This is a genomic window from Pseudonocardia sp. D17 (assembly GCF_036984265.1).
GTDB classification, from domain to species: domain Bacteria; phylum Actinomycetota; class Actinomycetes; order Mycobacteriales; family Pseudonocardiaceae; genus Pseudonocardia; species Pseudonocardia benzenivorans.
The window spans coordinates 173,253-193,032 of sequence record NZ_BPRG01000217.1 but is presented as its reverse complement, the minus strand read 5'-3'; the positions used below and the strand labels follow the sequence as shown (position 1 = coordinate 193,032).

The 19,780-nt window shown below is 73.4% G+C and carries 18 protein-coding genes; 7 read left to right on the top strand and 11 right to left on the bottom strand.

From position 1 onward, the window contains the following. Window positions 1–77: 77 nt before the first annotated feature. The 3 genes from PSD17_RS30355 to PSD17_RS30345 all read left to right on the top strand — a co-directional run bounded on the left by PSD17_RS30355 (window position 78) and on the right by PSD17_RS30345 (window position 2,996). A complete protein-coding gene (locus PSD17_RS30355; protein ID WP_013677309.1) occupies window positions 78–1,847 on the top strand; it encodes an acetyl/propionyl/methylcrotonyl-CoA carboxylase subunit alpha in 1,770 nt (589 codons plus the stop codon). Between the two features lie 191 nt (window positions 1,848–2,038). After that, on the top strand, window positions 2,039–2,290 hold the full coding sequence (locus PSD17_RS30350) for a hypothetical protein (protein WP_013677310.1): 252 nt from the start codon (window positions 2,039–2,041) through the stop codon (window positions 2,288–2,290). Window positions 2,291–2,519: 229 nt separating this feature from the next. Continuing rightward, on the top strand, window positions 2,520–2,996 hold the full coding sequence (locus tag PSD17_RS30345; protein WP_339125854.1) for a hypothetical protein: 477 nt from the start codon (window positions 2,520–2,522) through the stop codon (window positions 2,994–2,996). 59 nt (window positions 2,997–3,055) lie between these two features. On the opposite strand, the gene PSD17_RS30340 is transcribed toward PSD17_RS30345, so the two are convergent. Together PSD17_RS30340 and PSD17_RS30335 are read right to left on the bottom strand one after the other, a co-directional pair. Then, complete coding sequence (locus tag PSD17_RS30340; RefSeq protein WP_339125852.1) at window positions 3,056–3,412, bottom strand: hypothetical protein; 357 nt, start codon at window positions 3,410–3,412, stop codon at window positions 3,056–3,058. 100 nt (window positions 3,413–3,512) lie between these two features. Further along, a complete protein-coding gene (locus PSD17_RS30335; protein ID WP_339125850.1) occupies window positions 3,513–4,916 on the bottom strand; it encodes an NAD(P)H-quinone dehydrogenase in 1,404 nt (467 codons plus the stop codon). A 123-nt stretch (window positions 4,917–5,039) separates the two neighbouring features. Here PSD17_RS30335 and PSD17_RS30330 point away from each other — a divergent pair, with 123 nt between their 5' ends. After that, a complete protein-coding gene (locus tag PSD17_RS30330) occupies window positions 5,040–5,489 on the top strand; it encodes a gamma-glutamylcyclotransferase (protein WP_013677314.1) in 450 nt (149 codons plus the stop codon). A gap of 99 nt (window positions 5,490–5,588) precedes the next feature. On the opposite strand, the gene PSD17_RS30325 is transcribed toward PSD17_RS30330, so the two are convergent. Genes PSD17_RS30325 through PSD17_RS30290 form a run of 8 tightly spaced genes read right to left on the bottom strand, consistent with a single transcriptional unit; the run spans window position 5,589 to window position 14,350 of the window. Beyond that, window positions 5,589–7,340, bottom strand: coding sequence for an acetyl/propionyl/methylcrotonyl-CoA carboxylase subunit alpha (locus tag PSD17_RS30325; RefSeq protein WP_339125847.1), 1,752 nt, complete (start codon window positions 7,338–7,340; stop codon window positions 5,589–5,591). After that, complete coding sequence (locus PSD17_RS30320) at window positions 7,337–8,137, bottom strand: HpcH/HpaI aldolase/citrate lyase family protein (RefSeq protein WP_013677316.1); 801 nt, start codon at window positions 8,135–8,137, stop codon at window positions 7,337–7,339. Before PSD17_RS30320 ends, PSD17_RS30325 begins: the two co-directional genes overlap by 4 nt. Continuing rightward, window positions 8,134–9,660 carry an acyl-CoA carboxylase subunit beta gene (locus PSD17_RS30315; protein WP_013677317.1) on the bottom strand — a complete coding sequence of 509 codons (1,527 nt, stop codon included), beginning with the start codon at window positions 9,658–9,660 and terminating at the stop codon, window positions 8,134–8,136. Before PSD17_RS30315 ends, PSD17_RS30320 begins: the two co-directional genes overlap by 4 nt. Beyond that, a complete protein-coding gene (locus PSD17_RS30310; protein ID WP_233899166.1) occupies window positions 9,657–10,157 on the bottom strand; it encodes a MaoC family dehydratase in 501 nt (166 codons plus the stop codon). The genes PSD17_RS30315 and PSD17_RS30310 overlap by 4 nt, the downstream gene beginning before the upstream one ends. Next, window positions 10,158–10,943 (bottom strand): enoyl-CoA hydratase/isomerase family protein, encoded by a 786-nt coding sequence (locus tag PSD17_RS30305; protein ID WP_339125843.1) that lies wholly within the window; start codon window positions 10,941–10,943, stop codon window positions 10,158–10,160. It lies immediately after the preceding gene. Then, entirely contained in the window at window positions 10,940–12,550 is a 1,611-nt protein-coding gene (locus PSD17_RS30300; RefSeq protein ID WP_339125841.1) for an AMP-binding protein, read from the bottom strand. The genes PSD17_RS30305 and PSD17_RS30300 overlap by 4 nt, the downstream gene beginning before the upstream one ends. Before the next feature lie 5 nt (window positions 12,551–12,555). Continuing rightward, complete coding sequence (locus PSD17_RS30295; RefSeq protein WP_013677321.1) at window positions 12,556–12,999, bottom strand: MaoC/PaaZ C-terminal domain-containing protein; 444 nt, start codon at window positions 12,997–12,999, stop codon at window positions 12,556–12,558. Window positions 13,000–13,006: 7 nt separating this feature from the next. Continuing rightward, window positions 13,007–14,350 (bottom strand): MFS transporter, encoded by a 1,344-nt coding sequence (locus tag PSD17_RS30290; RefSeq protein ID WP_339125838.1) that lies wholly within the window; start codon window positions 14,348–14,350, stop codon window positions 13,007–13,009. 203 nt (window positions 14,351–14,553) lie between these two features. Between PSD17_RS30290 and PSD17_RS30285 the strand changes: the two genes are divergently transcribed. Both PSD17_RS30285 and PSD17_RS30280 read left to right on the top strand, forming a co-directional pair. Then, window positions 14,554–15,162 (top strand): TetR/AcrR family transcriptional regulator, encoded by a 609-nt coding sequence (locus PSD17_RS30285; RefSeq protein ID WP_103383087.1) that lies wholly within the window; start codon window positions 14,554–14,556, stop codon window positions 15,160–15,162. A 239-nt stretch (window positions 15,163–15,401) separates the two neighbouring features. Then, the gene (locus PSD17_RS30280; protein WP_013677324.1) at window positions 15,402–16,220 is read left to right on the top strand and encodes an alpha/beta fold hydrolase; all 819 of its coding nucleotides are present in this window, start codon (window positions 15,402–15,404) and stop codon (window positions 16,218–16,220) included. A 79-nt stretch (window positions 16,221–16,299) separates the two neighbouring features. Here the strand turns inward: PSD17_RS30280 and PSD17_RS30275 are convergent, their stop codons facing one another. Further along, window positions 16,300–17,547, bottom strand: coding sequence for an amidohydrolase (locus tag PSD17_RS30275; protein WP_013677325.1), 1,248 nt, complete (start codon window positions 17,545–17,547; stop codon window positions 16,300–16,302). Window positions 17,548–17,966: 419 nt separating this feature from the next. Here PSD17_RS30275 and PSD17_RS30270 point away from each other — a divergent pair, with 419 nt between their 5' ends. Then, window positions 17,967–19,775: a serine/threonine-protein kinase gene (locus PSD17_RS30270; RefSeq protein WP_339125835.1), complete on the top strand. Its 1,809-nt coding sequence runs from the start codon at window positions 17,967–17,969 to the stop codon at window positions 19,773–19,775. Window positions 19,776–19,780: the final 5 nt, after the last annotated feature.

The window sequence follows — 19,780 nt, the reverse complement described above, 5'->3', positions numbered from 1 at the left end:
AGAAATTCGTCCGGTCCTCCTAGACTCCCTGCAACGCGCCGGCGCGACGGGCCGGCCGATTCACCGAGGAGCGGACGTTGCCCGAGCTGACCAAGATCCTCGTCGCGAACCGGGGGGAGATCGCGGTCCGTGTGATCCGCGCGGCCAAGGACGCCGGCCTCGCGTCGGTCGCCGTGTACGCCGACCCCGATCGCGACGCCCTGTTCGTCCGGCTCGCCGACGAGGCGTTCGCGCTGGGCGGCAGCACCGCCGCCGAGTCCTACCTCGACTTCGACAAGGTGATCGGCGCGGCGAAGCAGGCGGGCGCCGACGGCATCCACCCGGGATACGGCTTCCTGTCGGAGAACGCCGACTTCGCGCAGGCCGTCATCGACGCGGGGATCACCTGGATCGGGCCGTCCCCGCAGTCGATCCGCGACCTGGGCGACAAGGTCACCGCGCGGCACATCGCGATGCGGGCGGGCGCCCCGCTGGTCCCCGGCACGGCCGACCCGGTCTCGGGCGCCGACGAGGTGATCGCGTTCGCGAAGGAGCACGGCCTGCCCGTCGCGATCAAGGCGGCGTTCGGCGGCGGCGGGCGCGGCATGAAGGTCGCGCGCGAGGAGAAGGAGATCGCCGAGCTCTACGAGTCGGCCGTCCGCGAGGCGACCGCGGCGTTCGGCCGCGGCGAGTGCTTCGTCGAGCGTTACCTCGACAAGCCGCGGCACGTCGAGACCCAGGTCCTGGCCGACCAGCACGGCAACGCGATCGTCGTCGGCACGCGCGACTGCTCGCTGCAGCGCCGCTTCCAGAAGCTGGTCGAGGAGGCCCCGGCGCCGTTCCTCACCGACGAGCAGCGCACGACGCTCTACGACGCGTCGAAGGCCATCGTCAAGGAGGCCGGCTACTACGGCGCCGGCACCGTCGAGTTCCTCATCGGGCAGGACGGGCTGATCACGTTCCTCGAGGTCAACACGCGGCTGCAGGTCGAGCACCCGGTCTCGGAGGAGACCTCCGGGCTCGACCTCGTCCGCGAGATGTTCCGCATCGCCGAGGGCAAGGAGCTCAACGTCCTCGAGGATCCGGCGCCGCGCGGGCACTCCATCGAGTTCCGGATCAACGGTGAGGACGCCGGTCGCAACTTCCTCCCCGCGCCCGGCACGGTCAGCTCGATCGCGTACCCCGCCGGCCCGGGTGTGCGCGTCGACGCGGGCGTGGAGGCGGGCTCGGTCGTCGGCGGGAACTTCGACTCGCTGCTGGCCAAGCTGATCGTCACCGGTTCCGACCGCGCCCAGGCGCTGGAGCGCTCGCGCCGCGCGCTGGCGGAGATGCAGGTCGAGGGCATGGCGACGGTGCTGCCGTTCCACCGGCTCGTCGTGTCCGACCCCGCGTTCGCCGCCGACACCGAGGACGGGTTCACCGTCCACACCCGGTGGATCGAGACGGAGTGGGACAACACGGTGCCGCCGTTCGAGGGCGGCGCCGAGGCCGGATCCGAGGAGGCACCTCGGCAGTCGGTCGTCGTCGAGGTCGGCGGGCGCCGGCTCGAGGTGTCCCTGCCCGGCGACCTCGCCATCGGCACCGGCGGCGGCGGCGCGAAGGCGGCGCCCCGCAAGCGCGGGAAGTCCGGCGGGGGTGGCACCAAGGCGTCGGGCGACTCCGTGACCGCGCCCATGCAGGGCACCATCATCAAGGTCGCGGTCTCCGACGGCGACACCGTCAGTGCGGGCGACCTCGTCGTCGTGCTCGAGGCGATGAAGATGGAGAACCCGGTGACCGCCCACAAGGACGGCACGATCACCGGGCTGTCCGCCGACACGGGCTCGTCGGTCACCCAGGGCACCGTCATCTGCGAGATCAAGGACTGACGCTGGAGCCCGTCGAGATCAACGCGGGGACCTGGTACCTGCGGGCGCCGCGCGCCGACGACCGCGTCGACGACCGGCCCGCCTACGCCGAGGCGGGTGTCGACGGCGACGCGGGCGTCGCGGCCGCGACGGCCGGCTGGGCGGGCGACCGCACCTGCACGTGGGCGGTCTGCGAGCCGACGACGGGCCGGATGGTCGCCGAGGTCGTCCTCGACGGCGTGCTCGGCGACGGCGGAGAGGCCGTGCTGCGGGTCTGGGAGCTGCCCGCCGGGCAGGCGGCCGGCGCGCTCGCCGAGTCGTTGCCGGCCGTGCTGCGGTTCGCCGTCGGGGGCCTGGGCGCGGCGCGGGTCCGCTGGCCGGGGGCCACCGACGAGCTCGCGGCGTCCTGCGGGTTCAGCTCCGACCCGCGCGCGCAGCTCACCACCGCCGCTCCCGGGGATTGACCGCGAGATCCGCTGCTGGTTACCGTCGGCGCGCACCGTGCCGTCCGGCGTCAGCGTCGACGCGGCCCGGCACCGTGCGGACAACTGCACAGCGACACCGCACTCCCGTGTGTTCCACCACGGGGCCGGTAGTTCCGCCACGCGGAAAGACCGCGCCGCGGATCCGTCACCACGTCGGCCGAGCCACGTCGTGAGCTGTCCATCGCCACATCGGACACCAGGATCCGTCATGCCCCAGCAGTACGTGTACGTCACGACGCACATGCACGTCGAAGGGCCGATTCCGGGCCCGCACTCCCTGCTCACCCTGGCGTCGGCCGCGCACCGCGCGGACGGCTCCCTGATCGCGACGTTCACCACGAACGTCGCCGAACTGCCCGGTGCCACGATCCACCCGGTCGCGCTGAGCTCGTGGCGCGGCCGAGCGGAGGACTGGCTCGCCACCCGCCGGGCACCCCGCCCACCCGCGGCGGCGACCGCCGACTACGCCCGCTGGGTCGACGACCTCGCGGCGCCCGCGGTGTTCGTCACCGACCAGGACGGGCAGGACCACGTGTACCTCTACTGGTACCTGCAGCGGTTCGTGGGCAGCTGGCCGTTCGTCGCGGCAGGCTCCCGCGCCGCCGTCCCGGGCATGCTGCCCGCGGCGGCGGTCTGCCCGCTGCGCCGCTGCCGTCCGGCGGCGCACCAGCAGGTCGCGGCCTGATCCGCCCGGTCGTGACCCCCGCCCACCCGGCGGGGGTCACGCCGGTGCGGCGCTGCCGGTCAGTCCGTGGCCGGGTTCCTCCTGCCGACGACGGCACCCGCGACCCCCGCGACCAGTGTCAGCGTCGCCAGCACCATCGACAGCCAGCCGAACCCGCTGACCGCCAGCCCGATCCCTGCCGACAGCGCACCGACGGCGAGCCCCGTGCGCGCGACCGCGACACCCGAGAGCCTGCGGGTGACGAGCCGGGCGCCCAGCGCGGTCAGCAGCACGGCGATGAACGCCGACGCCGGGGCGAGCAGCGCGGCGGGCGGGAAGACGAAGTAGGCGACGTCGTCGACGAACTGCGACGCGACGGCGGCGACCACGACGGGGACGACGGGGACCCGGGTCGTGGCGTTCTGCAGTGTGGTCATGCCATCGAGCATCGCCGCCGTGCGGCCCCGGGAAATCGGGGTTCCCCCGGACCCGACCCCGAGCTCCCGTGAGCTCCCGTGAGCGACCCGGCCGGGCGGCTCAGTCGAGGTCGTCGTGCTGCATGAGGCGGCGGCCCGCCTCGGTGATCGTCCCCGACAGCGAGGGGTAGACCGAGAAGGTGTGGGCGAGGTCGTCGACCGACAGGCCGTTCTGCACCGCCATCGCGATGGGCAGGATCAGCTCGCTCGCCACCGGCGCGACGACGACCCCGCCGATGACGACGCCCGTCGCCGGCCGGCAGAACAGCTTCACGAACCCGCGGCGGATGCCGCGCATCTTGGCGCGCGGGTTGGTGGCCAGCGGCATCATGACCGTCCGCGCCGGGACCTCGCCGGAGTCGATGACGCGCTGGCTGATGCCGACCGTCGCGATCTCGGGACGGGTGAAGACGTTGGCGGCGACGGTGCGCAGCTTGATGGGCGCGACGCCCTCGCCGAGGGCGTGCCACATCGCGATCCGGCCCTGCATCGCGGCGACGGAGGCGAGCATGAGCACGCCGGTGCAGTCGCCCGCGGCGTAGATGCCGGGCACCGAGGTCCGCGACACCCGGTCGACGGTGACGAACCCGCCTGCGTCGGTGCGCACGCCGATCTTCTCCAGGCCGATGCCGGACGTGTTGGGCACGGAGCCGACCGTCATGAGCGCGTGCGAGCCGCGGACCTGCCGGCCGTCGGTCAGCGTGACGACGACCCCGTCGCCCTCGCGCACGACGGACTCGGCGCGGGCGTTGGCGAGGATCTCGGCGCCGCGCTCGGCGAACACCTCCTCCAGCACCGCGGCGGCGTCGGCGTCCTCGCCGGGCAAGACGCGGTCGCGGCTGGACACCAGCGTCACCCGGCACCCGAGCTCGACGTAGGCCGAGACGAACTCCGCACCCGTCACCCCGGAGCCGACGACGACCAGGTGCTCGGGCAGGGCCGGCAGGTCGTAGAGCTGGCGCCAGGTCAGGACGCGCTCGCCGTCCGGGCGGGCGGAGTCGAGGATGCGGGGCGTGGCGCCGGTCGCGACCAGCACGACGTCGGCCGGCAGCTCCTCCTCGGCACCGTCGGCCGTCGTGACGTGGACCAGGTGCGGGGCGCGCCCGGGGACGGGCTCGTCGAAACTGGCGGACCCGGCGATGATCCGGACGCCCTCGCCCGCGACGCGGTCGCGGATGTCGGCCGACTGGGCCCGGGCGAGGCTCTGCACGCGCCCGTGCACCTTGGGCAGGTCGATGCCGGCGGTGTCGCGGTCGACGAGGACGCCGAGGTCCTCGGCCCAGTGCAGGTCGACGCGCACGGCGGCACTGGAGATGAAGGTCTTCGACGGGACGCAGTCGTCGAGAACGCAGGCGCCGCCCATTCCGTCGCGTTCGACGACGGTGACGTCGCTGCCGTGCTGCGCGGCGACCAGGGCCGCCTCGTAGCCGGCCGGCCCACCACCCATGATCACGATCCTGGTCACGCCGCTTCGGCCTCCTCGCGTCGGTCCGGACCTCGCATACAGTACGCCCGTCCTGTGAACGGGACATCGCGCCGGGGTGAGGTCCTCGATCAGGTCCGTACAGCGCATCGCTAGTCTGTCGGGGTGCCGCTCTACGCCGCTTATGGGTCGAACATGGACCCCGCGCAGATGAAGGAGCGCGCCCCGTACAGCCCGATGGCCGGGACGGGGTGGCTCCAGGGCTGGCGGCTGACCTTCGGCGGTGAGGACTTCGCCTGGGAGGGCGCCCTCGCCACGGTCGTCGAGCACCCGGGCTCGCAGGTGTTCGTCGTGCTCTACGACGTGCCCGACCACGACGCCGCCACCCTCGACCGCTGGGAGGGCGGCGAGCTCGGGCTGCACAAGAAGCTGCGGCTGCGCGTGCACACCCTCGAGGGCGACGTCCTCGCCTGGATCTACGTGCTCGACGCGTACGAGGGCGGCATGCCCTCGGCGCGCTACCTCGGCGTGATCGCCGACGCGGCCGAGCAGGCCGGCGCCCCGGACGACTACGTCGCCGCCCTGCGCAGCCGCCCCTCCCGCAAGTCCCTCTAGTTCCCCCGCCGCGGACGACGCCGCCCGCGCGCAACCTCAACCGTCGCCGACCCGCTCCGGGACAGCACCCAGGTTGCGCACAGGACCTCGTCAGCGGGGTCAGGCCGGCGCGTCGGCCAGGTCCAGCCGGCACAGCAGCGCGTCCTGCGCGACGCTGTCGCCCACCTTCACCACGACCTCCGCGACGGTCCCGGAGACGGTGGCGCGCACGGCGTTCTCCATCTTCATCGCCTCGACGACGGCGACGACCTCACCGGCCGCCACCTGCTGGCCCCCCTCCACCGCGAGTTGCACGACGGTGCCCTGCATCGGCGAGAGGAGCCGGTCGGGCGCGGCGGCGGCGCCGGCAGCACGGTCGGCGCCCGCGAGCAGGCCCGCCCGGACGGCCTCGGCCGCGGTGCCGGTGAGGACCGCCATCCCGGGCAGCGACACCCGCAGCGTCCGACGGCCCAGCCGCAGCAGCCCGACGGTCGGGTCCGGCTCCGGCGGCCGCCGGCGCGGCAGGTACTCCTCCTCGATCCAGCGCGTGTGGACGCCCAGGGAGTCGGGGCCGGTGAACGCCGGATCGGCGAGGACGTCGCGATGCACGTCGAGGACCGTGGGCACCCCGTCGACGCGGGTCTCGGCGAGCACGCGGCGCGCCCTGGCCAGTGCCTGCGCACGGTCGCGACCGGTGACGACCACCTTGGCCAGCAGCGAGTCGTACTCGGCGCCGACGCGCCCGCCCGCCGCGATGCCCGTGTCGACGCGGACGCCCGGGCCGGTGGGCACCTCGAAGCGGGTCACGGTCCCCGGCACGGGCGCGAACCCGCGGTCGGCGTCCTCGGCGTTGATCCGGAACTCGATCGCGTGCCCGCGGACGGGCACCCCCGCCGGCAGGTCGAGCGGCTCGCCCGCGGCGACCCGCAGCTGCGCGCCGACGACGTCGACGCCCGTGACCTCCTCGGTGACCGGATGCTCGACCTGCAGCCGCGTGTTGACCTCGAGGAACGTGGTCGTGCCGTCGGCGCCGACCAGGAACTCGACGGTCCCGGCGCTGGTGTAGCCGGCCTCGCGGCAGATCGCGGTCGCCGACGCGTGCAGGGTCTCGCGCAGCGCGTCGGGCAGGAAGGGCGCGGGCGCCTCCTCGACCAGCTTCTGGTTGCGCCGCTGGACGGTGCAGTCGCGCGTGCCCAGCACGGCGACGGCGCCGTGGGTGTCGGCCAGCACCTGGACCTCGACGTGGCGGGCCTGCGGCAGGAACCGTTCGACGAAGCACTCGCCGCGCCCGAACGCGGCCGTCGCCTCGCGGACCGCGGACTCGAACGCCGACGCGATCCCGGCCGCCTCGTGCACGACCTTCAGCCCCCGGCCACCCCCGCCGAACGCCGCCTTGATCGCGATCGGGAAGCCGTGCTCGGCGGCGAACGCCTCGACCTCGTCGGCGCCGGCCACCGGCGAGGAGGTGCCGGGGGCCATCGGCGCCCCGACCCGGCGCGCGATCTCGCGGGCCGAGACCTTGTCCCCCAACGCGCGCATGGCCTCGGGCGTCGGCCCGACCCAGACGAGCCCGGCGTCGACGACCTGCTGGGCGAAGCCGGCGTCCTCGGACAGGAAGCCGTAGCCGGGATGGACGGCGTCGGCACCGGCCAGGGCGGCGGCGTCGAGCAGCGCGGCGGCGCAGAGGTAGGTCTCCCCCGGCGCCGTGCCCGGCAGCCGGATCGCCTCGTCGGCGAGCAGCGTGTGCGGCGCACCGGCATCGGGGTCGGCATACACCGCGACGGCGCGCAGACCCGCGTCGTGACACGCCCGCACGATGCGGACGGCGATCTCCCCGCGGTTCGCGACGAGCACCGTCTCGATCTTCCTCACTGCGTCTCCCCCGCCCGGGCCAGCACCTGGCGGGCCAGTTTCAGGTGCACGGCGTCGACCATCTCCCCGTCGACGACGGCCACCCCTGCCGACTCCGCCGCCAGGACCCGGCGCGCCCGGTCGACCTCGTCCTTCGACGGGGTGAACACCTCGTGGGCGAGCGCGACCTGGCTCGGATGGATGCAGATCTTCCCCGTGTAGCCGAGGTCGCGGCCGTCGGAGGCGTCGGCGCGGAAGGCCTCGGCGTCGTCGATGGCGGTGACGACCTGGTCGAGCAGCGGGATCCCCGCGAGCCGGCTCGCGAGCACGACCTGGCTGCGCGCGTAGAGGACCTCCAGGCTGCCGGCGGTGCGCCTGCCGCCCAGGTCGGCGATGTAGTCCTCGGCGCCGAAGAACCCGGTGTCGGCGTGCGCGAACAGCTCGCGCGCGTTGACGACGCCGAGCGCGGACTCGATGCCCGCCATCAGGATCCGGCCCCGGGTGCGCTCACGCACCGCGGCGAGCACCGCGGGGTCCTCCGCCTTGGGCACGATCACGCCGGCGGCCGGGCTCGCGAGCACCGCGTCGAGGTCCGCGTCGAACCACGGGGTGCCGGGAGCGTTGACCCGCACCAGGACGACGGCCTCGCCGGCGTCGAGCGACGCCGCGGCCACCCCGGCCCTGGCGGCGTCCTTGCCCGGCACCGCGACGGCGTCCTCCAGGTCGACGGCGACGGCGTCGGGCGCCCAGCGCGGGACCTTGGCGAGCAGGTCGAGCTTGTCGGCCGGAACGAACAGCAGGCTGCGGAAGGTGCTCATACCGGGCTCACCACGTGGTGTCGCCGGTCGCGCGTGCGGTCCCACCCGTCGGCGGCCGCGAGCCGCGCGACGAGCTCGGCGCGCATGTCCCCCGGCTCGACGACGGCGTCGACGACCAGGTCGCTGCCCATCCGCAGCAGGTTCACCTCGGCCTCCTGCTCGGCGACCCGGCGCGCGACGAACGCCGCCCGCTCCCCGGGATCCTCGATCTGGGCGATCCTGTTGGCGTACATGGCGTTCGCCGACGCCTCGGGGGCCATCGTGCCGATCGTCGCCGTCGGCAGGGCCAACGTCGCGCGGGGCTCGAAGCCGGGGGCGCACATCGCGTAGTAGCCCGCGGCGTAGGCCTTGCGCAGCACGACGGTGAAGCGCGGCACCTCCGCCGAGGCCATGGCCACCAGCATCTTCGCGCCGTGCCGGATGATCCCCTGCCGCTCGACGGCCACCCCGACCATGAAGCCCGGCACGTCCTGCAGGAACACGATCGGGATGTTGAAGGCGTCGCACAGGGAGATGAACCGGGCGGCCTTGTCGGCGGAGTCGACGAAGATCGCCCCGCTGCGCACCGACGGCTGGTTGGCGACGACGCCCACGACGCGGCCCTCGATGCGCCCGAGCCCGCAGACCATCTCGGTGGCCCAACCCGACTTGATCTCGAAGAACGAGCCCTCGTCGACGATCCGGTCGATGACGTCGTTCACGTCGTAGGGCTGGTTGGGGTCGCTCGGGACGAGGTCGTCGGGCCAGTGCGGCAGCGCGGGCGGCCGCGGCTCGGCGACGGCGGGCCGGTCGCGGAACGAGTCGGGCAGGTAGGTCAGCAGCAGCCGGGCGGCCGCGATGGCCTCGCCGTCGCTGCCGAAGACCTCGTCGCCGCAGCCGGAGACCGTGGCGTGCATGCGCGCGCCGCCCATCTCCTCCAACGTCGTGACCTCGCCGGTGACCTTCTCGGCGACCCGCGGCGAGGCCAGGTACATCGACGCGTTGCCCTCGACCATCCCGACCCAGTCGGTGAACGCGGGCATGTACGCGCCACCCGCCGCCGAGGGGCCGAGCAGGCAGCACACCTGCGGCACCCGCCCGGACAGCCGGACCTGCAGGTGGAAGATGCGCGACGCGCCCCGGCGGCCCGGGAAGAAGCCCATCTGGTCGTTGAGCCGCCCGCCCGCCGAGTCGACGAGGTAGACGACGGGCAGCAGGTCGCGGTCGGCGCGCTCGAGGATGCGGATCTGCTTCTCGCAGCCCAGCTCGCCCCACGAGCCGGCCTTCACCGTGAAGTCGTGCGCGATGACGGCGACGAGCCTGCCCTCGATCCGGCCCACCCCGGTGACGACACCGTCGGCGGGCAGGCCCTCGCTGCGCGCGTTGGCCAGCAGCCCGTCCTCGACGAACGAGCCCGGGTCGAACAGCAACGTCAGCCGGTCGCGGACGGGGAGCTTCGCGGGCCAGCGGGACGTGTCGAGCCCCGCGAGCGCGGCGGCGCGGGCAGCCGCGACGTCGTCGCGACGGCCGAGCTGGGCCGTCACGACGACGCCTGCGGGGAGCGGCGGATCAGGCCGGTGCGCCGGGCCTTGCAGACCAGCTCGTCGCGCTGGTTGTGGGCGCGGTGCTCGAAGACCACGATGCCCTGCGTCGGCCTGCTCTTCGACGCGCGCGCCGAGACCACCTCGGACTCGACGCGGATCGTGTCGCCGACGAAGACGGGCTTGGGGAACACGACCTCGTCGAGGCCGAGCTGGGCGAGGATCGTGCCGTGGGTCAGCTCGGGCACCGACAGCCCGACGACGAGCGCGACGGTGAACATGCTGTTGACCAGCACCTGCCCGAACTCGGTGCCCTTCGAGTAGTCGGCGTCGAGGTGTGCGGCCGCGGGGTTCATCGTCATCGTCGTGAACAGGACGTTGTCGGTCTCGGTGACCGTCCGCCGGATCGCGTGCTCGACGACGAGCCCCTCGGTGAGCTCCTCGAACCAGAGCCCGGACACGACCCTGCCCTCGGCGTCACGACGTTGCTGCAGAACCACTCAGACTCCCTGGAATTCCGGTGCACGCTTGCCGGCGAACGCGGCGAGCCCCTCGCGGGCGTCCGGGTTGCCGGTCAGGTGCTCGACGACGGTGCGCTGCTCGGCCGCGAGCGCCTCCCGGTAGGGCACCGCGAGCCCGTCGAAGTACATCCGCTTCATCCCCGCGAGCGCGCTCGGGCTGTGCCGCAACAGCCGGGCGACGATGCCGCCGACGGTCGGCTCGAGGTCGTCGGGCTCCACGCACCAGCCGACGAGTCCCATCGCCGCGGCGGTCGCGCCGTCGACGATCTCGCCGGTGTAGAGCAGCCGGCGGGCCAGCGCGGCGGGGAGCACGCGCGGCAGCCGGACCGATCCGCCCGCGCCGGGCAGCATCCCGTACTCCATGTGCCGGTCGCCGATCCTGGCCTCGGTGGAGGCGACGACGAGGTCGCACGCCAGCATCAGCTCGCACCCGCCGGCGACGCCGTAGCCGTCGACGACGCAGACCGAGATGAACGGCGCGGCCTCGATCGCGTCGAGCGCGGCGCCGATCTGCGCGATGTACGCGGCGACGGCGTCGCGGTCGTCGCCCAGCCCGAGCAGGTACGGCAGGTCCGCGCCGGCCGAGAGCGCCCTACCGCGGCCGCGGACCGTCGCCACCCGGCAGCCTGCGTCGGTGACCGCCTGCACGGCGGAGTGCAGCCCCTCGAGCAGGTCGGGGCTCATGGCGTTGTGCGCCTTCTCGCGGGTGAGCGTGATCGAGGCGGCGCCCCCGTCGATCACGACCTCCACCGGCGGGGCGCTCATCGCTGCCTCCGCACGGTGATGCCCGCCTTCTCGCGGTCCCACAACTCGTCCCTGCCGTCCACCGCAGCGGCCTTCAACTTGAACTTCTCCACCTTCTGGCTGGGCGTCTTCGGCAGCTCGTCGATGAGCTGCCAGTACCGGGGCACCATGAAGTACGCCATGTTGTCGACGCAGTAGCCGACCAGCTCCGCGAAGTCGGGCGTCGCGCCCTCGGCCGGCACGACGTAGACCATCACGTCGTCCTCCGAGAGGTCCGACGGCACCGCGACGGCGGCGGCCTCGTGCACGTCCGGGTGCTTGCAGAGGATGGTCTCCAGCTCGTAGGCGGAGATGTTCTCGCCACGGCGGCGGATGACCTCCTTCTTGCGCTCGGAGAAGTACAGGTAGCCGTCGGCGTCGAGCCGCCCGCGGTCGCCGGTGAGGAACCACAGGTCGCGGATCGCCCCGAGCGTGGCCTCCGGCATGTCGTGGTAGCCGAGCATGATCATGCCGGGGCCGTTGGGCCGGATGCAGATCTCCCCGACCTCGCCCGGGGGCAGCGGGTTGCCGTCGTCGTCGGCGATCTGGACGTCGACGTGGTCGCGCACCCGCCCCGCCGACGCGGCCTTCTCGGGCGGGTCGTCCGGGCCGAGCACGGTGACCGCGCAGTTCTCGGTCATCGCGAACACCGACGTGACGGTGATGCCGTAGCGCTGCTTGAAGCCGTCGACGAGTGGGCGCGTCGTCGGCACGACCATCGACGTGCGGACCCGGTGGTCGCGGTCCTGCGGGCCCTCGGGCAGCTGCCAGATGATGTTGGCCATGGCACCCAGCGCGTTGAACTCCGTGGCGCCGGACTCCCGGATGTCGGTCCAGAACGAGCGCGCCGAGAACCGCGGCGCGAGCGCGACGCACGAGTCGCCCCACAGGGCCGCGTACACCGAGTACCAGATCGCGTTGCCGTGGAAGAGCGGCAGGCAGGTGTAGAGGACGTCGTCGGGGCCGTACTCGCAGTACCGGGCCATCAGCTCGCCGACGGCGTGGCCCTGCGAGTGCGGGGAGACCACACCCTTCGACGGGCCCGTCGTGCCCGACGTGTACATGATCAGCATCGGGTCCGACGGCGTGATGTCCTCGTCGGGGGTGAAGCCCTCCCCCGGCGCGGCGGCGATGTCGGCGAGGTCGTGGTCCCCGCCCGGCCCGCCGTGCACGATCAGGCCCTTCATCGCCTCCGGGGCGCGCACCGCGTGTGCGAGCGTGGGCAGGAAGTCCGCCTCGGCGACGATCCACTCCGACCCGGACTGCCGCAGGTAGTACTCGAGCTGGTCGCCCTTGGCCGCGGTGTTGAGCGGCACCGCCACCGCGCCGATCTTGCCGAGCCCCCAGCACACCCACAGGAACTCCGGGCAGTTGCCCAGCATCACCGCGACCGTCGTCCCCTTGCCGACGCCGAGGCGGGCGAACCCGCGCGCGTAGTCGTCGGTGATCCGGTGGACCTCGGCGTAGCTGGTGTCGGCCCACCGGCCGTCGGCGCCGCGGAACCGCAGGAACGGCCGGTCCCCGACGCGCGCCGCCTTCTCCGCCAGCACCCGGCCGATCGTGCGCTCCTCGCGCGGATACACGTGCATCGCCGTCACCCCTGGGGCTTCCGGGCCACGAGCGCCTTCAGGTCGGCGACGCAGCGCGGCTCGTCACGGTGGTTGAGCACGACGAACCGGTATGTGACGACGCCGTCGCCGTCGGGGCGTTCGGCGACGTCGAGCACCTCGGTCTCGACGCGCACCGTGTCCCCGATGACGGTCGGCGCCACGAACCGCAGCTTGTCCAGCCCGTAGAAGGCCTTCATCGCCGGCGGCCAGAACTCGACCAGACCCAGCCCGAACGAGATGACCAGCGCGCCGTGCGCGATGCGCTGCCCGAACCGCGGGTCGGCCGCGGCGTACTCCTTGTCGGTGTGGATCGGGTGCCAGTCGCCGGTGACCATCGCGAACTGCACGATGTCGGTCTCGGTGATCGTGCGGCTCCGCGACACGGAGGTGTCGCCGACGCGGATGTCGTCCAGGTAGGTCGTGATCACGTGCTGCTCATCCCTGCTTGCTCGGCACGCCGGCAGCGACGATGGCCGTCTCGTCGAGGTCCGCGCTGCCGCGGGCGATGGTCCGGGCGCTGATCGCCCACACGCACACGAGCGAGATCAGCGACATCACGCACACGTAGACGGCCACCGACACCACGGTCCCGGTGCCCTTCACGAGCGCGGCCGCGATGATCGGCGCCAGCGCGCCGCCGAGCAGCACGCCGATCTGGAAGCTGGTCGACGCCGCGCTGAAGCGGACGCGGGCGTCGAACATCTCGACGATGTAGGTCGCCTGCGGGCCGTAGGAGATGCTGAAGAAGACCGCGCCGACGAGGTAGGCGAGGATCATCAGGGTCAGGTTCCCGCTGTCGACCGCGAGCATCGTCGGGAAGATCCAGACGGCCATCGCGGCGAGCCCGGTGAGGATCATCCGTTTGCGGCCGAAGCGTTCGGAGAGGGCTCCGAAGACCGGCAGTGCCGCGGCCGCGACCGCCGCCGACAGCAGGATCGCGAAGAGCATCTCGTTGCGGGAGAACGACTTCACCGACGGGCCATAGCTCAGCGCGTAGGTGTTGACGACGTAGAAGTACGAGCCCGTGCTGACGATCGAGCCGATGGCCAGCAGGATCTGCAGCGGGTAGGTCCTGATCGCGAGCCACAGCGGGACACGGGCCTCGGTGCGCGTCTCGCGGACCTTCTCGAACACCGGCGTCTCGGTGAGCTTCAGCCGGATGAACAGCCCGATCGCGACGAGCACGATGCTGATCAGGAAGGGGATGCGCCAGCCCCACGACCGGAACTGGTCGTCGGGCAGGCCGCTGACCGCGAGGAACGCGAGCGTCGAGAGCAGGAGGCCGGCCGGCACGCCGATCTGCGGGAGGCTCCCGTAGAGCCCGCGTCTGCCCTTCGACGAGTACTCGACGGCGGTCAGCACCGCGCCGCCCCACTCGCCGCCGACCCCGAAGCCCTGGAACAGGCGCAGCACCACGAGCAGGATCGGCGCCCAGATGCCGATGCTCGCGTACGTCGGCAGCAGGCCGATGAGGAACGTCGCGACGCCCATCATCGTCAGCGACATGACGAGCACCTTCTTGCGCCCGATCCGGTCGCCGAAGTGCCCGAAGATGATGCCGCCCAGGGGCCGGGCGCCGAAGCCGATCGCGAAGGTCGAGAACGCGAGCAGGGTGCCCGCGACGGGGTCGACCGTCGGGAAGTACAGCGGGGCGAACACCAGGGCGGCGGCCGCGCCGTAGAGCTGGAAGTCGTACCACTCGATCGTCGTGCCGATGAGCACCGAGAGCGCAACCCTGCGCATCGGTGGTCGCTGCTGCGTCGTTGCAGGCGTCGCCATGTCGTCTCCTCGTCGATCCGCAGGCCCGCCCGGGTGGGGTGGTCCGCGGACGTCTCCACGGTTCGTGACTGACAGACGCGAGATGGGCCGCGTGGCGGGAGCGGCCGCTCGCGGGGCCACCGGTCCGGCGTCGCCGGCGGCCTCGTGCGTTCGTTCGGCTTAATTAACGTTCATTCAGCGCGGAGTGACGATAGTGTGGCCACGTGACGCGGTCAACGCCCGTCTCCCCGCAGACGGTTCAGCACGCGGCGCGCGACCTCTTCGCGAGCCAGGGCTACCGCGGCACGTCCATGAAGGACATCGCGCAGGTACTCGGGGTGTCGGCGCCGAACCTCTACAACCACGTGCCGTCGAAGCAGGTCCTGCTCTACACGATCATGGACGTGGCGATGGACCGGGCGCTCGACGCGCTCGAGGCCGCACTGGCCGGAACCGCCGACGTCGCCGAGCAGCTGCGGCTCGCCACCGTCGCGACCGTGCTGGACTTCCTGGAGAACCCGGCCGAGGTCACGGTGTGCAACACCGAGATCCGCAGCCTCGTCGAGCCCTACCGGACCACGATCATCGGCAAGCGCGACGCCTACGGCGCCCGGATCCGCGCCATCGTGGAGCGAGGGTGCGCGGAGGGCCGGTTCCACGTCCGCGACCCCCGCACCGCCAGCTACCTCATCCTGGAGATGGGCAACAGCGCCAAGGCCTGGTTCCGCCCGGCCGGCACCTACACCGCCCGCCAGGTCGCCGAGCAGTACGCCGACTACGCGCTGCGGATCGTCGGGTGCACGGACGCGGCCGATCACCCCGCCGGCCGATGATCCACCGATCGCTTGACCTGCCGTTGACCTGTGACGCTCACCACTGTTAGCGTGCGTCGTCTGAATTAACGGTCGTTCAGGGCGCCGCCGGTCCAGGTATGCGCGCCCTGCCGTCCGGGCGTCCCGTGCCGGGCGCCCGGTCCCGGCCCGCTCGGGCACGCCGCCCGCTCCGGTCGCCGGCCCCCACCCTCGCCGTCGGCCGCCCCTGCCGCCGGCCCACCCCGCGAAGGAGCACCCTCATGCCGTTCGTCCCTGCCGACGACGGTGTCCTGCTGCACTACCGCAGCGTCGGCACCGGCCGCCCGATCGTCCTGATCCACGGCTGGACGATGAACGGGCGGTTCTTCGACCGCAACGTCGAGCACCTCGCCCGCACCCACCGGGTCGTCACGATCGACATGCGCGGTCACGGCCGGTCGGGCCGCGATCTCGTCCACCTGACGATGGAGCAGCTCGGGCAGGACGTCGAGACCGTCCTCGACCACCTGGACCTGCACGACGTCGTGCTCGGCGGCTGGTCGATGGGCATGGCCGTCGTCTACAACTACCTGGACCTGTTCGGGACCGGCCGGCTGGCGGGCGTCGTCGACATCGACATGACCCCGTACCTGTTCGCCACCGACGACTGGGAGCACGGCGTCTTCGGCACCCTCGACCCCGCCGCCTCGCTCGCCGTCCAGCGTCAGATGGTCAAGGACCGGATCGGGCTGTGCGAGACGCTGATCCCGGCGATGTTCGCCGCGGGCGCCGAGGTGGACCCCGCGACGCTGGAGTGGTGGAAGGACGAGTCGACGACCGTCCCCGACCTCACCGCGCTGGCCCTGTGGGTCTCGTTCTCCAGCCAGGACTGGCGTCCCCTGCTGCCGACGATCGACGTGCCCGTCCTGCTCGCGCACGGCGCCCGTAGCCAGATCTATCCCACCAAGGTCTGGGAGGCACTCGCCGCGGCGATCCCCCGCACCAGCACCGTCATCTTCGAGAACAGCGGCCACTCGCCGTTCTGGGAGGAGCCCGACCGGTTCAACGCCGAACTCGAGGCGTTCGCCGAGAAGCTCTGACGGCCGGCCCTGGACCGCCCGGCGCCGCACCCGTCGGGGCGGGGGCGCCGGGCGGCGTGGCCGTCCGGGGAGCGGACCGTCAGGCGAGGGGCTGCTCGAACGCGGCGAGCACGGAGCGGACCAGGATCCGGACCCCGACGGGCAGCGCGCGCTCGTCGAGGTCGAACGTGGGCTGGTGGATGTCGCGCATCGGGCCGTGGCCCGGCCACACGCCCAGCCGGGCCATCGAGCCCGCGGCCTCCTCGAGGTACCAGGCGAAGTCCTCGCCGCCCGAGGACTGCTCGGTGCCCGTCGCGCCCTCGGGGCCCAGCGTCGCGATCGCCGCGTCGCGCAGGATGCCCGCGCTGACGGCCTCGTTGACCACCGGCGGGACGCCGCGGACGTGGTCGAGCACGTAGCCGACGCCGGTCGGCGCGAGCACCGCGGCGACCAGCGACCGCAGCTTGGCCTCGACCTCGTTCCACGTGGCGTGGTCGGCGGTGCGCAGCGTGCCGCGCAGCACGCCGCTGCGCGGGATCGCGTTGGCGGCGTGCCCGGCCTCGACGGCGCCCCAGACGAGCACCGTTCCCGAACGCGGATCGACCTGGCGGGTCAGCAGAAGGGGGAGCTGGGTGATGAGCAGGCCCATGGCCTGCACCAGGTCGGCCGTCAGGTGGGGACGGGCCGTGTGGCCGCCCGGCGAGGTCAGCCTGATCTCGATCAGGTCGCACGCCGAGGTGATCGGGCCGACGCGGGTGCCCAGACGTCCGACCTCGAGCCGGGGGTCGCAGTGCAGGGCGAAGATCCGCTCGACGCCCTCCATCGCACCGTCGGCGACCATGTCGAGCGCGCCGCCGGGCTGGACCTCCTCCGCGTGCTGGAAGATCAGCCGCACACGGCCGGGCAGCGACGGCGCCGAGGCCAGCGCGAGCCCCGCGCCGAGCACCATCGCGGTGTGCGCGTCGTGCCCGCAGGCGTGCATGACGCCGGGGACCGTCGAGGCGAAGGGCAGACCCGTGTCCTCCTCCAGCGGCAGCGCGTCGAGGTCGGCGCGCAGGGCGACGCACCGGTCGCCGAACCCGACGTCGCACACCAGGCCCGCGCCACCGGGGAGCGTGCGCGGCTCGAGCCCGGCGGCCATGAGCCTGCGGGCGATCATCTCGGTGGTGCGGCGCTCGGCGCGGCCGAGCTCGGGGAGCGAGTGGAGGGAGCGGCGCCACGCCACGACGTCGGTGCGCCGGGCCTTCAGCCATGCGTCGAGCCAGTCCGGTCCGGTGCCGGCTCCGAGGTCGGTCACCGGGAGGTCACCGAGCGCCGTGAGTCCGGCGTCGGCCTCCAGCAGCGTCACGCCTCATCACCGTCCCTCGGATCCGTGTGCGCCCCGGGGAGGGCGCATGCCGTGTGAACCATTTCCCCATGGTCCTCACCCGGTCGGCGGTTCACCATCCGTAAGTCGGCACAATGCGGATATGCGCGGCGAGGGGTCGCCGCGCTGCTGCGGACGGACGAGGGGACGCCGTTCGGCGACCGCGCCACCCGGATTCCGGGTGACGTCCGGCGTCCGTCACGACGTTCGCGCCGCTCATCGCGCCGGAGCGGCCGCGTCGACAGCTCGCCGCACCAGACGTACCGGCCGCCCGCGCGGCGATCGGTGAGCCGGACGGATCCAGCGCGGACCGTCGACCGGCCGTCACGGTCCGTCACGGCTCGCGACTGCGTTCGGGGGTTGCCCGACCGGTGTCGCGGCGGTGTGGCGACAATGGGCCGGTGTCGAGCCCCGGACAGGACGGCGAGCGTCGCGTCGGCGGGCGCTACACGCTGTCCGCCGAGCTGGGCAGCGGCGCGATGGGGACGGTCTGGCGCGGCTGGGACGAGGTCCTGCGGCGCGCGGTCGCCATCAAGGAGCTCAAGGTCCCGCTGGGCATCCCCGAGCGGGAGGCGCTCGCGATGCGCGAGCGGATGCTCCGCGAGGCGCGCGCTCTCGGCGGGCTGTCCAACCCCCATGTGATCACGGTGTACGACGTCGTCGACGTCGACGGCGCCCCGCTCGTCGTGCTGGAGATGCTGCCGTCGCGCAACCTCGCGACGATGATCGGCGACCAGGGCAGGCTGAACGCGCAGCAGGCCGCGGTCGTCGGCTACGCCACGGCGGGCGCGCTGCGGGCCGCGCACCGCGCCGGCATCACCCATCGCGACGTCAAGCCCGGCAACGTGCTCGTCGCCGACGACGGGCGCGTCAAGCTCACCGACTTCGGCATCGCGCGCAACTCCGCGGACGCGCCGATGACCACGGCCGGGCTCGTCCTCGGCTCCCCCGCCTACATCGCGCCGGAGGTCGCCGCGGGCGCGCCCGTCACACCGGCCGCCGACCTCTGGGGCCTGGGCGCGACGCTCTTCGCCGCGATCGAGGGCCGTCCGCCCTACGACGTGCGCGGCGACCCCGTCTCGACGATCACCGAGGTCGTCGACGGCGACGTGCCACGTCCCCGCGACGCCGGCCCGGTGTCCGCGGTCATCGCGGCGCTGATGGTGAAGGACCCGTTGCAGCGCATGCCGCTGGAGGAGGTCCGCAACCGGCTGCGCCCGCTGATCCCGGACCCGGACGATCCGCTGTACCCGGGGTCGCCGGACTCGCCCACGCTCGCGGCGATGGCCGCACCCGTACGCCCGCCGGAGGCCCCGCCCGGCGAGGCGGCCGACCCGTCGGCCGTGTCGGCGTCGGCGCTGAACCCGCTGCCGCGGCCGCGGGTGTCGGCGTCCGGCCCGGTCCCGACGGCGGGCTCCGCCCCGCTCGCACTGTCCCCCGGGTCGATCCCGGGCCTGCGGCTGCCCCTCGACGGCACGGGCAACACCCCGCTGCACGCGACCGGCGCCGCGCCGGTGCACGCGACCGGCGCGCGGCTCACCCCGGCTCCGGAGGGCACCGGGCAGGTCCCGGCCGCCCCGCCGCGGCCCGGGCTCGCCCTGGCTCCGCGCCGGACGGGTCGCGCCACGGCGACGCGCGAGATGCCGAGCTGGTGGGCGGCGCCGCTGGTCGTCGCGGGCGCGCTCGTCGTGCTGCTCGGCGCCGCGGGGGGCTGGGCCGCGGTCCGCTCGATCGCCGGGCAGTCGCCGCTGTCGACGATCACCGTCACCACCGACCGGGCGCCGATGGTCGCGCACAACGACCCGCTGGGCTTCTCCGTCGACGTCCCGCAGAGCTGGGCGCAGTACCGCTACCAGGCCGCCGACGCGACGGGCGTGCGGTTCGTCAGCCCCGACGGCACCGAGGAGCTCGGGGTGCAGAAGGCCCCGGGCCCCGAGGAGGTGCTCGGCGGGCTCACCGCCGACAAGCTGGGCGTCGACAGTGTCAGCGCCGATCCCGCGGGCCCGGTCGCGGGCACGACGGCGGGGGTGCAGCAGACGGTCTACCGCACGACGCAGGGCTCCCAGGAGCGCACGACGTGGCTGCGGATCGTCCCGGCGCCCGACGGTGTGTGGGCGCTGCGGTTGACGGTGCCCGGCGACCGCGCGCAGAGCACGTCGGCCGACCTCTTCGCGACGATCGCGGCCGGGTTCACCGCCACCGGCGCCTGAGCGCC